This window comes from Streptomyces sp. NPDC102279, assembly GCF_044766365.1.
Taxonomy (GTDB): Bacteria; Actinomycetota; Actinomycetes; order Streptomycetales; family Streptomycetaceae; genus Streptomyces.
Genome location: NZ_JBIWLU010000018.1, coordinates 57975 through 73722 on the forward strand (window position 1 = coordinate 57975; position 15748 = coordinate 73722).

The 15748-nt window shown below is 72.0% G+C and carries 9 protein-coding genes; 7 read left to right on the forward strand and 2 right to left on the reverse strand.

Annotated features, from left to right (window positions below; translation table 11 throughout):
- The first annotated feature begins 173 nt into the window (after positions 1 to 173).
- The 3 genes from ACIRQH_RS36475 (at position 174) to hflX (ending at position 5841) form a co-directional block, all read left to right on the forward strand.
- On the forward strand, positions 174 to 2360 hold the full coding sequence (locus ACIRQH_RS36475) for an HD domain-containing protein (RefSeq protein ID WP_358819867.1): 2187 nt from the start codon (positions 174 to 176) through the stop codon (positions 2358 to 2360).
- A 125-nt stretch (positions 2361 to 2485) separates the two neighbouring features.
- Positions 2486 to 3994 (forward strand): M1 family metallopeptidase, encoded by a 1509-nt coding sequence (locus tag ACIRQH_RS36480; protein WP_404229354.1) that lies wholly within the window; start codon positions 2486 to 2488, stop codon positions 3992 to 3994.
- A gap of 350 nt (positions 3995 to 4344) precedes the next feature.
- Complete coding sequence (gene hflX, locus ACIRQH_RS36485; RefSeq protein ID WP_358819869.1) at positions 4345 to 5841, forward strand: GTPase HflX; 1497 nt, start codon at positions 4345 to 4347, stop codon at positions 5839 to 5841.
- Between the two features lie 91 nt (positions 5842 to 5932).
- Here the strand turns inward: hflX and ACIRQH_RS36490 are convergent, their stop codons facing one another.
- Both ACIRQH_RS36490 and ACIRQH_RS36495 read right to left on the reverse strand, forming a co-directional pair.
- A complete protein-coding gene (locus ACIRQH_RS36490; protein ID WP_404229357.1) occupies positions 5933 to 7117 on the reverse strand; it encodes a trypsin-like serine peptidase in 1185 nt (394 codons plus the stop codon).
- A gap of 187 nt (positions 7118 to 7304) precedes the next feature.
- Positions 7305 to 8534, reverse strand: a complete 1230-nt coding sequence (locus ACIRQH_RS36495; protein WP_388867680.1) for a trypsin-like serine peptidase — start codon at positions 8532 to 8534, stop codon at positions 7305 to 7307.
- A 326-nt stretch (positions 8535 to 8860) separates the two neighbouring features.
- On the opposite strand from ACIRQH_RS36495, the gene ACIRQH_RS36500 reads away from it, so the two are divergent.
- From ACIRQH_RS36500 to ACIRQH_RS36515, 4 genes are all read left to right on the forward strand, one after another.
- Positions 8861 to 10318 carry a diaminobutyrate--2-oxoglutarate transaminase family protein gene (locus ACIRQH_RS36500; RefSeq protein WP_388867677.1) on the forward strand — a complete coding sequence of 486 codons (1458 nt, stop codon included), beginning with the start codon at positions 8861 to 8863 and terminating at the stop codon, positions 10316 to 10318.
- Positions 10319 to 10404: 86 nt separating this feature from the next.
- Positions 10405 to 12495 (forward strand): IucA/IucC family protein, encoded by a 2091-nt coding sequence (locus ACIRQH_RS36505; RefSeq protein ID WP_404229360.1) that lies wholly within the window; start codon positions 10405 to 10407, stop codon positions 12493 to 12495.
- Between the two features lie 36 nt (positions 12496 to 12531).
- On the forward strand, positions 12532 to 13398 hold the full coding sequence (locus tag ACIRQH_RS36510) for a GNAT family N-acetyltransferase (protein WP_404229363.1): 867 nt from the start codon (positions 12532 to 12534) through the stop codon (positions 13396 to 13398).
- 187 nt (positions 13399 to 13585) lie between these two features.
- The gene (locus ACIRQH_RS36515; RefSeq protein WP_388867671.1) at positions 13586 to 15652 is read left to right on the forward strand and encodes an ATP-dependent DNA helicase; all 2067 of its coding nucleotides are present in this window, start codon (positions 13586 to 13588) and stop codon (positions 15650 to 15652) included.
- Positions 15653 to 15748: the final 96 nt, after the last annotated feature.

The following is a 15748-nucleotide window of genomic DNA, read 5'->3' on the forward strand; positions in this document are numbered from 1 at the left end:
CCGGACAGTCGCTCGAATGGGTGATCCGTTTCACGCTCGGCGAGAGGCGGTCAACCGGGCGTGGTGGGCTCGGTAGCATCAAGCACCGGCCCGGACGGGGGACCGACACCATCCCCTGAGCCGAGTACGCCCTGGGGCACCCGTCCGCCGGTCTTACGCAGCCGGAGGTGCCCATGAGTGCGGAGGCGACGAATCCCGCGACGCCAGGCCCCGCAACGCCCGCCCCGCAGCGCACGGCCCCGCTCGAACCGGGAGCGGCCCCAGCGCACCGCAGGAAGGGGCGTCCGCGCATCGACCTGCGGCGACTGGGCCGGGCCGCGCTGCTGGGACCCACCGCGCGCGACCGGTTGCCGGACGCGATCGGACACGTGGCCGAGGCCCACCGCGCCCACCACCCCGACGCCAAACTGGAACCCCTGCGCCGGGCGTGGGTGCTCGCGGAGTCCTCGCACCGCGGTCAGATGCGCAAGAGCGGCGAGCCCTACATCACGCACCCGCTCGCCGTGACCCTCATTCTCGCCGAACTGGGCGCCGAGACCACGACGCTGACCGCCTCCCTGCTCCACGACACCGTCGAGGACACGGAAGTGACGCTGGATCAGGTGCGCGAGGAGTTCGGCGACGAGGTCTGCTACCTGGTCGACGGTGTCACCAAGCTGGAGAAGGTCGACTACGGCGCCGCCGCCGAACCGGAGACCTTCCGCAAGATGCTGGTCGCGACCGGCAACGACGTCCGCGTGATGTCGATCAAACTCGCCGACCGGCTGCACAACATGCGGACCCTCGGCGTGATGCGCCCGGAGAAGCAGGCGCGCATCGCCAAGGTGACCCGCGACGTGCTGATCCCCCTCGCCGAGCGCCTCGGCGTGCAGGCGCTCAAGACCGAACTGGAAGACCTCGTCTTCGCGATCCTGCACCCCGAGGAGTACGAACACACCCGGGAGCTGATCGCCGACAACGCCGGCCGCCCCGACGACCCGCTCGCGGAGATCGCCGAGGAGGTACGGGTGGTCCTGCGCGACGCCGGCATCCAGGCCGAAGTCCTCATAAGGCCACGGCACTTCGTCTCCGTGCACCGCGTGTCGCGCAAACGCGGCCCGATGCGCGGCGCCGACTTCGGACGGCTCCTCGTCCTCGTGAACGAGGACGCCGACTGCTACGGCGTGCTCGGCGAACTCCACACCTGTCTCACGCCGGTGGTCTCGGAGTTCAAGGACTTCATCGCGGTCCCCAAGTTCAACCTCTACCAGTCGCTCCACACGGCGGTCACCCGGGGCGACGGCCAGGTCGCCGAAGTCCTCATCCGTACCCACCAGATGCACAAGGTCGCCGAGGCCGGCGTCATCGCGCTCGGCAATCCCTACGCCCCGCCGTCGGAGGACCTGCCGGACGGCGGCGGCGACCGACCCTTCGAGGGCGAGCGCGCCGATCCCACCCGCCCCGGCTGGCTCTCCCGCCTGCTGGACTGGCAGCAGGGTGCCCCGGACCCCGACACCTTCTGGTCGACCTTGCGCGAAGACCTCGCCCAGGACCGCGAGATCACCGTGTTCCGTGCCGACGGCGGCTCACTGGGTCTTCCGGAGGGCGCCAGTTGTGTCGACGCCGCGTACGCGCAGTACGGGGAGGACGCGCACGCCTGCATCGGCGCCCGCGTCAACGGCCGCCTGGCGACGCTGAGTACGGTCCTGAAGGACGGCGACACCGTTCAGCTCCTCATGGGCCAGGACCCCGCCTCCGAGCCCTCCAGGGAGTGGCTGGAGCACGCGCACACGGCCGCCGCCCGGATCGCCATCCAGCGCTGGATGGCCACCCACCCCGCGCCCGGCGCCGAGGAAGCCGCCGCCACGGGCCCGAGGCCGCCCGCCGAGACCCCGCCGACGCGCCCCGCAGCCGCACACGTCGCCCGCCCCGCCAACGCCCTGGTGGACCAGCCGGGCGCCTCCGTGCGCATGGCCGGCTGCTGTACGCCCGTACCGCCCGACGAGGTCACCGGCTTCGCCGTGCGCGGGGGAGTGGTCACCGTGCACCGTGTGGAGTGTCCCGGAGCGGCAAGCATGAAGGGCGACGGGCGCCCGGAGGTCGGTGTGCGCTGGGGAGCCACCACCGAGTGCCGCGTCACGCTGGTCGCCGAGTCCTTCGGCCGGCCGCACCTGCTGGCCGACCTCACGGAGGCCATCGCCGGGGAAGGGGTCGCCGTCGTGTCGGCGACCGTCGAACCTCCCAGCCAGCAGCGCGTGCGCCACACCTACACCCTCCAACTCCCGGACGCGGCACGCCTCCAGGGCCTGATGCGCGCCATGCGCAACGTGCCCGGCGTCTTCGACGTGAGCCGGGCCCAGCATCCGGCGGCAGCTCAGTAGCCGCCCGGCCCGCGGCCACGCTCCCGACGGCCGCGCTCGCCCGATGAGCCTCCGGACGGACACGTTCGGGTGGGCCGGGCGCGCGTCGCCACCACCGGCCCGGTGCGCGCTGGTAGCGGTGGTCCATGCCGCTCGAAGCCGCCCCCGCCCCTGCCCCCGCTCCCAGCCGCCCGAGGAGCCGCCGTGTCCAGGCGGCCCTGCTCGCCTCGGCCGTCTCCGTCTGCCTGATCGCCGCGAGCGCCCCCTCCCCGGGCATGGCCCTCGGCATCGGCGACCGGCTCTTCCCCACCCTCGGCAACCCCGGCTACGACGTCGAGTCGTACGACCTCGCCTTCACCTACTCCGGCGCCAACGACAAGCCGCTCACGGCCGTCACCACGATCGACGCCCTCACGACCGCCCGGCTGGACCGCATCAACCTCGACTACGCGCACGGAACGGTGCGGTCGGTCGAGGTCAACGGTTCGCCCGCCGACTTCGCGAGCGCGGGCGACGACCTGGTGGTGACCCCGGCCAGGACGCTGCCCGCCGGGAGCCCGCTGCACATCACCGTGCGCCACACCAGCGACCCGGTCCCCGCCAAGGGCCAGGACGGCGGCTGGGTCCGCACGACGGACGGCCTCGCCATGGCCAACCAGGCCGACGCCGCGCACCTGGTCTTCCCGTGCAACGACCACCCCTCCGACAAGGCGATGTTCACGTTCCACGTCACGGCCCCCGAGGACTACACGGTCGTGGCCAACGGTCTGCCGGAGGGCACCGACCGGGCCCGCGGGACCACCACCTGGTCGTACCGGACCGAGCACCCCATGGCCACCGAGCTGGCCCAGGTCTCCATCGGCCGCTCCAGCGTGCTGCACCGCACCGGACCGCACGGTCTGCCGGTGCGCGACGTCGTCCCCACCCAGGACCGTGCGGCGCTCGAACCGTGGCTCAGCAAGACCCCCGACCAGATCGCCTGGATGGAGAGCAAGGTCGGGCGGTACCCCTTCGAGACGTACGGCCTGCTGATGGCCCAGGCGCAGACCGGCTTCGAACTGGAGACGCAGACGCTCTCCCTGTTCGAGAAGGACCTCTTCACCGAACCCGCCTACCCGAAGTGGTACGTCGAGTCGATCATGGTGCATGAGCTGTCCCACCAGTGGTTCGGCGACAGCGTCAGCCCCCGCGCCTGGTCCGACCTGTGGCTGAACGAAGGACACGCCACCTGGTACGAGGCCCTGTACGCCGAGGAGAAGGCGAACCGGCCCATGGAGAAGCGGATGAAGGCGGCCTACAGCATGTCCGACGCGTGGCGGGCCGCCGGCGGCCCGCCCGCTGCACCCAAGGGACCGAAGCCCGGCCACAAGATCAGCATCTTCCGGCCGAACGTCTACGACGGCGCGGCCCTCGCCCTGTACGCCCTGCGCCAGGAGATCGGCCGCCCGGCCTTCGAGCGCCTGGAGCGGACCTGGGTCACGGTGAACCACGACGGCGTCGCCTCCACGGCAGACTTCGTGGAGCTCGCGTCCGCCATGGCGGGCCGCGACCTGAGCGGCTTCTTCAAGGCGTGGCTCTACGGCCGGAGGACGCCCCCGATGCCGGGCCACCCCGACTGGAAGAGCGACGCCCCGCAGGCCCGCAAGGGCGCGTGAGACAACGGGGTCCACGCGCGCGTGCGGCCCCCGAACAGGGCCGCCCGCCGCACCGCGATCGGACGGCGTGGGCACGACGGGGTGTGACGGCACGACGACGGCGCGTGGCCGGCGCCGGGTGCGGAGCGCGTGATCGCGCCCCGCGCGGGCAGGTCCGCAGGTGCGCGGCGGTGGCTGTTAAGTCGCGTGACGAGACGGCCCGTACCGTGCGACCATCTTCGAGCCGACGAGCAGTCCCTTCACGGGGGCGGCCCGGCGGTGACCGGGAATCTCCCGGCGGCCCCGGGCGTTGTTCTCTGTGACGGACGACATCTGTCGGCCTTCCGCTCTCCCCTCTACGTAAGGATCCAATGACCTCCTCTTCTTCCCCTTCCCAGGACGCGCAGAGCCCCGCGCAGAACTACCCCGAAGGTCTTCGGGCCGATGCCCTGATGGAAGAGGACGTCGCCTGGAGCCAAGAGATCGACGGAGACCGGGACGGCGAGCAGTTCGACCGCTCCGAGCGCGCGGCCCTGCGCCGTGTGGCGGGCCTCTCCACCGAACTCGAGGACGTCACCGAGGTCGAGTACCGACAGCTCCGGCTGGAGCGCGTCGTCCTCGTCGGTGTCTGGACCACGGGAACGGTTCGGGACGCGGACAACTCACTGGCCGAGCTTGCCGCCCTCGCGGAGACCGCGGGAGCGCTCGTGCTCGACGGCGTCGTCCAGCGCCGCGACAAGCCCGACGCGGCCACGTACATCGGTTCCGGCAAGGCCAACGAACTCCGGGACATCGTCATGGAGACCGGCGCGGACACGGTGATCTGCGACGGCGAGCTGAGCCCCGGCCAGCTGATCCACCTCGAAGACGTCGTCAAGGTCAAGGTCATCGACCGTACGGCCCTGATCCTCGACATCTTCGCCCAGCACGCCAAGTCCCGAGAGGGCAAGGCGCAGGTCGCGCTCGCGCAGATGCAGTACATGCTGCCGAGGCTCCGAGGCTGGGGCCAGTCGCTGTCCCGTCAGATGGGCGGCGGCTCGGGCGGCGGCCTCGCCACGCGTGGTCCCGGTGAGACCAAGATCGAGACGGACCGGCGTCGTATCCGCGAGAAGATGGCGAAGATGCGCCGCGAGATCGCGGACATGAAGACGGGCCGCGACATCAAGCGCCAGGAGCGCCGCCGCAACAAGGTGCCCTCGGTCGCGATCGCCGGTTACACCAACGCCGGCAAGTCGTCCCTGCTCAACCGCCTCACGGGCGCGGGCGTCCTCGTCGAGAACGCGCTGTTCGCGACCCTGGACCCGACCGTGCGCCGGGCCGAGACCCCGAGCGGCCGGCTGTACACGCTGGTCGACACGGTCGGTTTCGTACGGCACCTGCCGCACCACCTGGTCGAGGCGTTCCGCTCCACGATGGAGGAGGTCGGCGACTCCGACCTCATCCTGCACGTGGTGGACGGATCGCACCCCGACCCGGAGGAGCAGCTGGCCGCCGTGCGCGAGGTCGTCCGGGACGTCGGCGCGACGAAGGTGCCAGAGATCGTCGTGATCAACAAGGCGGACGCGGCGGACCCGCTGGTGCTCCAGCGGCTGCTGCGGATCGAGAAGCGCTCCATCGCGGTCTCGGCCCGTACCGGCCAGGGCATGGCCGAACTGCTCGCCCTGATCGACAACGAGCTGCCCCGCCCCTCGGTCGAGATCGAGGCGCTCGTGCCGTACACGCACGGCCAGCTGGTCGCCCGCGCCCACACCGAGGGCGAGGTGATCTCCGAGGAGCACACCGCGGAGGGCACCCTGCTCAAGCTGCGGGTGCACGAGGAACTGGCGGCGGACCTCGCTCCGTACGTCGCGCAGCCCGCGCTCCGCTAGACATCCGCGCCGTGAACGACGACGTCCCGCCCCCTCCGCGAGGGGGCGGGACGTCGTCGTTCATCCAGCAACTCCGGCGACGCGCCCGCGCCTACCGGCCGCCGTACTCCTTGCTCATCTGCTCGTAGAGCGCCCGCGCGCCCCGTCCCAGCCGCGGGCCCGCCAGCCAGGTGTTGCCGGCCGGGCCGATGGACGTGTTCGACACGAGCCGCGTCCTGCCGTCCACGACGCGGAACCAGCCGCCGCCGGACGAGCCGCCGGTCATGGTGCAGCCGATGCGGTACATCGTCGGCAGGGCCGGGTCCAGCGAGAGGCGCCCCGGCTTGTCGACGCACTTGAACATCTTGAGGCCGTTGTACGGCGGCGCGGCCGGGTAGCCCCAGGCGCCCATGGCGCCGACCTCCCGCGCGGATGGCGCGGAGAAGTCCACGGCCAGCGCGTTGCCGACCGTCTCCTCCAGCGACTTGCCGCCCTGCTCCGGCTTCACGTGCAGCAGGGCGTAGTCGTACGGGGCACCCGCACCGCCGGTCTCGTCGCCGCCCGAGATCCACTCCTGGGAGGTCGAGGCCCAGTCCGCCCACCACTGGCCGTAGGGCGCGACCTCCGGGGCCGTCGCGGTGCCGAGCTGCGCCTCGGACCTCCCCTGGTCGTTGTACGACGGCACGAAGGCGATGTTGCGGTACCAGCCGCCGTTCCCGCCCGCGTGCACACAGTGGCCCGCGGTCCACACGAGGTTGGACTTCCCCGGGTGGTTCACGTCCTTGACGACCGTGCCCGAGCAGACCATCGAGCCCTTGGGGGAGTCGAAGAAGACCTTGCCGACGGGCGCCGCGTGGTCGTGGTACGGGGTCTTCTCCGCCTCGGCCTCCACGGGGGCGGGCTCCGGGTCACTGACCCCCTGGTCGGCCGTCGCGTCCTTCGCGGAGATCGTCTTGTCGGGATCCTTGGCGGACTTCATCCGCTCCGGCTTCCACAGCCCGTCGATCACCGGGTTGACGAAGTCCTTGGCCTCACTGAGCCACTTGTCCCGGTCCCAGTTCTTCCAGGCGCCTTTCTTCCACTGGCCGACGTCGATGCCGTGCTGCTTGAGCTTGTCCCTGATGTCGTCCGCGATCTTGACCTTGTCGTCGACGCTCGCGGAAGCCCGCGACGCGGACGGGGTGGACCCGCCGCCGGCCCTGTCGTCGCCGGATTCGCAGGCGGTCGCGGTGAGCGCCAGCGCGGCCACCAGGCCGGTGGCGGCGAGGACCGTACGACGCCGTCTTGAAGAACGCATGCTGCAGTGACCCCCGTTGAAGCTCTGTCTCCTGTGTCCGTCGCGCGCCGGACGGCACCTCGCGGGGCCCCTCCGGACGCGACACCCCACTATGCACGGGCAGTTGGGGACGAACGGCGATGGGCCGGTGAACGTTCCTCCGCACCGGCCCACCGCTGTTCATCGGCGACGTGTCACGTCGCCCACGTCACTGGCCGGCGAACTTCCCGCTCACCGAGTCGTACACGCCCTTGGCCACCGGGCCCAGCCGCGGGCCCGCCAGCCAGCCGGACTTGACCGGGCCGATCGAGGTGTTGGAGACCAGGGCCGGCTTGCCGTCCGATCCCGCGGCCACCCAGCCGCCGCCCGAGGAACCGCCGGTCATGGTGCAACCGATGCGGTACATCGTCGGGTCCGCCTGCGCGATCGACAGCCGTCCCGGCCTGTCCGTGCACTGGAACATCTGCTGGCCCTCGAACGGCGGCGCGGCGGGATAGCCCGTCGCCGTGATGCTCGACACCTTCGTCACGGCGGGGGCGTTGAAGTTCACCGGCAGCGCCGAACCCACCTTCTCCTCCAGCGACTTGCCGTCACTGCCCTTCTCCGGCGTCACATGCAGCACGGCGAAGTCGTACGAGGCGCCCTGCCCGCCGGTCGAACCACCCTGCTCGATCCACTGGTCCGAGGTCTGCGCCCAGTCGCTCCACCACACTCCGTAGGGGGCGACCTCCTCGCGCGGCGCGTCCTGCAGCTGAGCGGCCGTCCTGCCGGCGTCGTTGTAGGAGGGCACGAAGGCGATGTTGCGGTACCAGCCGCCCTTCTTGCCCGCGTGCACGCAATGGCCCGCGGTCCACACGAGGTTGGACTTGCCCGGGTGCGCCGGGTCCTCGACCACCGTCGCCGAGCAGACCATGGTGCCCTCGGGGGAGTCGAAGAACACCTTGCCCGCCTCGGGCATCCCGGCGTGGTACGCCGGCTTCACCGCGCGCGCCGTCACCGGAGCCGGCTCCGGGTCGGTGACGCCCTGGTCACCGGTGAGGTCGGCGTCGTCGACGCCCTTGTTCTGGTCCGGATCGTCGGCGCCGCGCATCCGCTCCGGGTCCCACAGCCCCTTGATGATCGGGTTGATGAAGTCGTCGGCCTCGCGCAGCCAGTCGTCCCGGTCCCAGTTCTTCCAGGCGCCGTCCTTCCACTTGTCGACGTCGAAGCCGTGCTCCTTGAGCTTGTCCTTGAGGTCGTCGGGGATCTTGATCGCCCCGTCGCTGCTCGCGGACGCTGAGGCGCTGGACTTGGCGTCGGCGTTGTCGTCGCCCGAGTTGCAGGCGGTGGCGGTCAGCGCCAGCGCCGCGGTGAGGCCGACCGCGGCCAGAACGGGGGACGTTCTGCGGCGCGATCCCCTCCCTCGGCGTGCGGCGAAGGGCGGGCGTATGGATCGCATGGTGCAACTCCCCCTGGACGTCTGTGAGCTGGTCAGGATCCGTCGATCCGGAACCCGTTGGTACGGGACGTGCGGGACGCACGGGACCGCGGGTGCCGATCGGCCGGCCGTGACCGGCGATCGTTCGGTATCGCTGAACGGCACCACACACTATGCGCTCGCTGTGGGGGACATCCGACGGAACGGCAACGGTTCCGTCACGGCAAGGATCTTCGATCCACCCGCTTCCCAACGCCCGGGGCGTCGTTGATACGTACGGGGGGCCTGAGGCCTGCGTTCAGAACCCCTCGCCAACTCGCCTCTGGACAGCGGGAGGACCTGAAGCCGTGGCCGTGACCGAATCAGCGGTGGTGCCGTCGGAGGCCCCTGGCGAATCCGAAGGCGCGCGGGACGGCGCCTCCGCGGAGACCGAGGGAGCGCGCGCGGCGCACGAGGGGATCCTGCGGCGCCAGTCGGCGCGCGAGTCCGCGGCCCGCACCTACGCGCGCGCCCTGCCGATCGTTCCGGTGCGGGCGCGCGGCCTGACGATCGAGGGCGCCGACGGCCGCCGCTACCTCGACTGCCTCTCGGGCGCCGGGACGCTGGCCCTCGGACACAACCACCCCGTCGTCCTGGAGGCCATCAGAAAGGTCCTCGACTCGGGTGCGCCGCTGCACGTCCTCGACCTCGCCACTCCGGTCAAGGACGCCTTCACCACCGAGCTGTTCCGCACGCTGCCCCCGCGGTTCGCGGAGCGGGCACGCATCCAGTTCTGCGGTCCGGCCGGTACGGACGCCGTGGAGGCCGCGTTCAAACTCGTGCGCGCCGCGACCGGGCGCACCGGCCTCCTCGCGTTCACCGGCGCCTACCACGGCATGACCGCGGGGGCGCTCGAAGCGTCCGGGGGCGCGACGGATGTCCGGGTCGCGCGCCTGCCCTACCCGCAGGACTACCGCTGCCCGTTCGGCGTCGGCGGGGAGCGCGGCGCCGAACTCGGGGCGCGATGGACGGAGTCGCTTCTCGACGACACCAAGTCGGGGGTGCCGGTCCCCGCCGGGATGATCCTCGAACCCGTCCAGGGGGAGGGCGGCGTGATCCCGGCGCCGGACGCCTGGACTCGGCGGATGCGGGAGATCACGGCGGCGCGGTCCATCCCGCTCATCGCGGACGAGGTCCAGACGGGAGTGGGCCGGACCGGCGCCTTCTGGGCCGTCGAACACAGCGGGATCACCCCCGACGTGATGGTCCTGTCCAAGGCCATCGGAGGGAGCCTGCCGCTGGCCGTCGTCGTCTACCGGGACGACCTCGACGTGTGGGAACCCGGCGCCCACGCGGGCACGTTCCGCGGCAACCAGCTCGCCATGGCGGCCGGCACGGCCACCCTCGCGTACGTCCGCGAGAACGGCCTGGCCCAGCGCGCGGCCACCGTCGGGGCCCGCATGCTGGCCGAACTCAGGTCGCTGGCAACGGAGTTCCCCATCCTCGGGGACGTGCGCGGGCGAGGCCTGATGATCGGCCTCGAATGCGTGGACCCGGATGCGCCTCCGGCCACCGCGCCCGACGGTCCCCGGCCCGCCGCTCCCGAACTGGCCGCGGCCGTCCAGCGGGAATGCCTGCACCGGGGCCTGATCGTGGAACTGGGCGGCCGCCGGTCGAGCGTCGTCCGCCTGCTGCCCCCACTGACGATCAGCGACGAACAGACGACCGCCGTCCTCGACCGGCTCGCGGACGCGGTACGGGCGGTGGCCCGCGAGGGCCGGCGTCCCGGACGGGACGGAACGCGGGGCGCCGACCGTCCCCGGTGACGGTCCGTAGCCGTCCCGACCCCGACGCGTCCCCCAGGCCTCCGGTGCGTCGCCGCGCCCACCCGAACGACCTACAAGGAATGCCCGTGAACACCATCCCCGCACCCGACCACCGCCCCCTCACGCGCGAGCGAGCAGTCGGGGAACCCACTCCGCAACGCTCCGTGGCGGAATCGGTTCCCCGGCAGCAGGCCGGCCGCCGGGAGTCCGAGTGGCTGCGCGGGTGCACCGCCGACCCCCTGGAGCACCCCGACACCCGAACTGCCGCCCAGGCCGCGGCAGTCGAGAACCTGCTGCGCTGCTGGGTACGGGAGAACGACCTGGCCGCCCCGGACCACGGCACCCTCCGCATCCCGCTCCCCGCCAGCGGCGCGATCCTGCTGGTCCCCGTCCACTACTGGTCCGCCACCGGCTGGCACCGCTTCGGCCTCCCCCACCTCGCCTACGCTCCCGAGGGCGCACCTCCCGCGGACGCCGTGACCGTGGCCGCACTCCTCGCACGAGAGACGGCCGCCGCCAGTACGCCGACCGCAGCCGCCCGGGCCGTGAGCGGGGGGCAGGCCACACCCGCCGGCGCCGGCTCCGTCGGCCTCGGGCAGGCCGCTGCTGACCAGGCACTCTCCGACGCGGTGTCCGCCGTCTCGCAGGTTCCGTCGAGCCGTACCGATCAGGCGATCGGCGCGCCGGGCCACCGTGCGGGCCGTACGCCGGACAGTCCGGCAGGGGAGGCCGCCGACCTCGTGGGCCGCGTCGCCGACTCCGTGCGGCGCACCGCCGTGTTCATCGAAGACCGCCGGGAACACCCCGCCGACACGGGCGACCGCTTCCTCTCCGCCGAACAGGCCCTTCTCCTCGGCCACCCACTGCATCCGACACCGAAGGGCCGCGAAGGGCTCTCCGACGCCGAAGGAACGCTCTACTCGCCCGAGTTGCGCGGGTCCTTCCCGCTGCACTGGATGGCCGTCGCCCCCTCGGTACTCGCGACCGACTCCGCGTGGACGGAACGCGGGCGGCCCGTGTCCGCGGAGCAGCTGACCCTGCGGCTGGCCGGCGCCGACCTGGCGCTGCCCGACGGATACACCGCAGCCCTGCCTCTGCACCCCTGGCAGATGCGCGAGCTGAAGCACCGCACGGAGACCGCCGCCCTGCTGGATGCCGGACTGCTCCTGGACCTCGGCCCGCTCGGCGCGGCATGGCACCCCACCTCCTCCGTCCGCACCGTCTACCGCTCCGGCGCCCCCGCGATGCTGAAACTCTCCCTGGGTCTGCGCATCACCAACTCCCGTCGCGAGAACCTCCGCAAGGAACTCCACCGGGGAGTCGAGGTCCACCGCCTCCTGCGCAGCGGCTTGTTCAAGGAGTGGCAGGCCGTCCACCCGGGCTTCGACATCGTCCGGGACCCGGCCTGGCTCGCCGTCGACGGGCAGGACGGCAAGCCCGTTCAAGGGCTCGACGTGATGATCCGGCACAACCCGTTCGGGCCGGCGGACGACGCCGGCTGCGTCGCGGGGCTCGTCTCACCTCGACCCCACCACTGCGCCGACGGCCGCACCCTGATGCGGTCCCGGCTCACCGAGCTCGTCACCGGGCTTGCCGCGCGCACCGGGCGCCCGCGCGGCGCCGTCGCCGCCGAGTGGTTCCTGCGCTACCTCGAACACGTCGTCCGCCCCGTCCTCTGGCTCGACAGCGAGGCGGGCGTCGCCCTGGAGTCCCACCAGCAGAACACCCTCCTCCTGCTGGACGCGGACGGCTGGCCCAAGGGCGGCCGCTACCGGGACAACCAGGGCTACTACTTCCGTGCGTCCCGCCGCGCCGACCTCGACGCCCGGCTGCCCGGCATCGGCGAGCACAGCGACACCTTCGTCCCCGATGACGTAACCGACGAACGCTTCGCCTATTACCTCGCCATCAACAACGTCCTCGGACTCATCGGCGCGTTCGGTTCGCAACGGCTCGCCGACGAGCGGCTGTTGATCGCCGCCTTCCGTCGCTTCCTCTCGGACGTCGCCACCGGCCCGGCCCGGCTCCGCACGACACTGCCCGCCCTGCTGCTCGACTCACCCGTCCTGCGCTGCAAGGCCAACCTGCTGACGCGGCTGCACGGTCTCGACGAACTCGTCGGCCCCGTCGACACCCAGTCCGTCTACGTCACGATCTCCAACCCCCTTCATTCCTGAGGAACATGACCCACCCCGTCTCCTGAGAGGAGCCTCGTGCCTCCCACCGACGCGAGCACCGAAGCCGACACAGATCCCGCGGCGCGGGTCGCCCCCGGATCCGGCCCGGACACCGGAACCCGCACGCACACCGGCTCGGACCCAGGCGCCGCCACGGACTGCGAGGACACCCTCGACCTGCGCCTTCCGGACGACCTGATCGCCCTGTTCGCCCGCGGCACGGAGCGGCCCGGGGACGCCGCGGCCGAGGCCGGCGAGCCATGGGGCTTTGCGGACGCAGGGGTCGGAGGTGTCGGGGACCCGTGGGCCGGGGACAGCGGCGCGGGCGGGGGCGATCTGCTCGACCGGGTCGGCGGCTGGGGCCCGGTCACCACCGGCGTCGGTGTCTTCCAGCTCGTCCCCGTGCGGCCCGACCGGGACGCTCCGCTCGTGTCGCGCTGGATGAACGACCCCGCCGTCGCGGCCTTCTGGGAACTGGAAGGACCCGAGTCCGTCGTCGAGAAGCATCTACGTCCGCAGGTCGACGGGGACGGACGCAGCGTGCCCTGCCTCGGGGTGCTGGACGGCGTCCCGATGAGCTACTGGGAGATCTACCGCGCGGACCTCGACCCCCTGGCGCGCCACTACCCCGCCCGGCCCCACGACACCGGTATCCATCTCCTCATCGGCGCCGTCGCCGACCGTGGGCGAGGGCTCGGCTCCGTCCTGCTCAGATCCGTCGCCGACCACGTCCTGGACAAGCGTCCTTCCTGTGCCCGCGTCGTCGCGGAACCCGACCTGCGCAACACACCCTCCGTCTCCGCTTTCCTGAGCGCCGGTTTCCGCTATTCCGCCGAGGTCGACCTGCCCGACAAGCGGGCCGCCCTCATGGTCCGGGACCGGGCTCTGCGCGATCTGCTGTGAGCCGTCACTCCTGGTACACCGCTCGACCCGGTCCGGTTCCCGGTCGAGGAGTTTCCGTCCGTCCCACAGCTGCGGACCTCCTCCCGCCGACCGCCGGAACCACCCTTCCCGCACCCGTCCTGATCGCGCCCCCGGCCCCGGCCTTGATCGCCCGGTTGTCGGTGGCGCCCCGTAGGCTGGCACCGCTATGACGAAGCCCTCACTCCCCGAACTCCTGCATGCTGCCGTCACTGCTGTCGGCGGCACGGAGCGCCCCGGCCAGGTGACCATGGCCGAAGCCGTCGCAGGCGCCATCGACGACAGCTCCCACCTGCTGGTCCAGGCGGGCACCGGCACAGGGAAGTCCCTCGGGTACCTGGTGCCCGCGCTCGCCCACGGAGAGCGGGTGGTCGTGGCGACCGCCACCCTGGCGCTCCAGCGGCAGCTCGTGGAGCGGGACCTGCCGCGCACCGTCGACGCACTGCACCCGCTGCTGCGCCGCCGCCCCGAGTTCGCGATGCTGAAGGGCCGGTCGAACTACCTGTGCCTGCACCGCCTGCACGAAGGCATGCCGCAGGACGAGGACGAGGGACTCTTCGACCAGTTCGAGGCCGCCGCCCCCACCAGCAAGCTGGGTCAGGACCTGCTGCGGCTGCGTGACTGGTCGGACGAGACCGAGACCGGCGACCGTGACGACCTCACCCCCGGTGTCTCCGACCGGGCCTGGGGCCAGATCTCGGTGTCGTCCCGCGAGTGCCTCGGCGCCACCAAGTGCGCCTACGGAGCCGAGTGCTTCGCCGAGGCGGCCCGGGAGCGCGCCAAGCTCGCAGAGGTCGTCGTCACGAACCACGCGCTGCTCGCGATCGACGCCATCGAGGGCGCCCCGGTCCTCCCGCAGCACGAGGTCCTGATCGTCGACGAGGCCCACGAACTGGTCTCCCGCGTGACCGGCGTCGCCACCGGCGAGCTCACCCCCGGCCAGGTCAACCGCGCCGTCCGCCGCTCCTCGAGGCTGGTCAATGAGAAGGTGGCCGACCAGCTCCAGACCGCGGCCGAGGGCTTCGAGCGGCTGATGGAGCTCGCCCTTCCGGGCCGCCTGGAGGAAATCCCCGAGGACCTCGGGTACGCGCTGATGGCGCTCCGGGACGCCGCCCGCCAGGTGATCTCGGCCCTGGGCTCCACCCGCGACAAGTCCGTCCAGGACGAGGACGCCGTACGCAAGCAGGCCCTGGCCTCCGTGGAGTCGGTGCACGACGTGGCGGAGCGCATCACGAACGGCTCCGAATGGGACGTCGTCTGGTACGAGCGCCACGACCGCTTCGGTGCCTCCCTCCGCGTCGCCCCGATGAACGTGTCGGGCCTGCTGAGGGAGAAGCTCTTCGCGGACCGCTCCGTCGTCCTGACGTCCGCGACACTCAAGCTGGGCGGCGATTTCAACGGAGTGGGTGCCTCCATGGGCCTCGCCCCCGAAGGCACGGCGGGCGACGACATCCCCCAGTGGAAGGGCATCGACGTCGGGTCGCCCTTCGACTACCCCCGCCAGGGCATCCTCTACGTCGCGAAGCACCTCTCACGCCCGGCCCGTGACGCCGACCGCGGCGACATGCTGGACGAGCTGACCGACCTGATCCAGGCCGCAGGCGGTCGCACGCTCGGCCTGTTCTCCTCGATGCGCGCGGCCCAGCTCGCGGCGGAGGAGCTGCGCACCCGAATTCCCGAGTACCCGATCCTGCTCCAGGGGGAGGAGACGCTCGGCGAGCTGATCAAGAACTTCGCGGCGGACCCGAAGACGTGCCTCTTCGGCACGCTGTCGCTCTGGCAGGGCGTGGACGTGCCAGGCACGAGCTGTCAGCTGGTCGTCATGGACAAGATCCCGTTCCCGCGACCGGACGACCCGCTCATGAGCGCCCGCCAGAAGGCGGTCGAGGACAACGGAGGCAATGGCTTCATGGCCGTCGCGGCCACCCACGCCGCGCTCCTGATGGCGCAGGGCGCCGGCCGTCTCGTCCGCGCGTCCGGTGACCGCGGCGTGGTCGCCATACTGGACCAGCGCCTGGCCACGGCCCGCTACGGCAGCTATCTGAAGGCCTCGTTGCCCGACTTCTGGTACACCACGGACCGCAACCAGGTCCGCCGGTCCCTTGCCGCGATCGACCAGAAGGCGCAGGAGACCGAGGCCGTCCGGGCGTCGGCGGCGGAGCAGGCCGTGTCCGCGGCGGAGACGGCTGAGAACGTCGAGGCCGCGGAGGGCGTCGAGGCTTCGGAGGAAGCGTAGGTGGGTCTCGGGGGCGCGCTGGGCGGGTCAGTGGCTCGGCGCCGTCGTCGGCGACGGGCACCTGGGCCGCGGGCGGCCCGGCAGGTCGATGTGGGC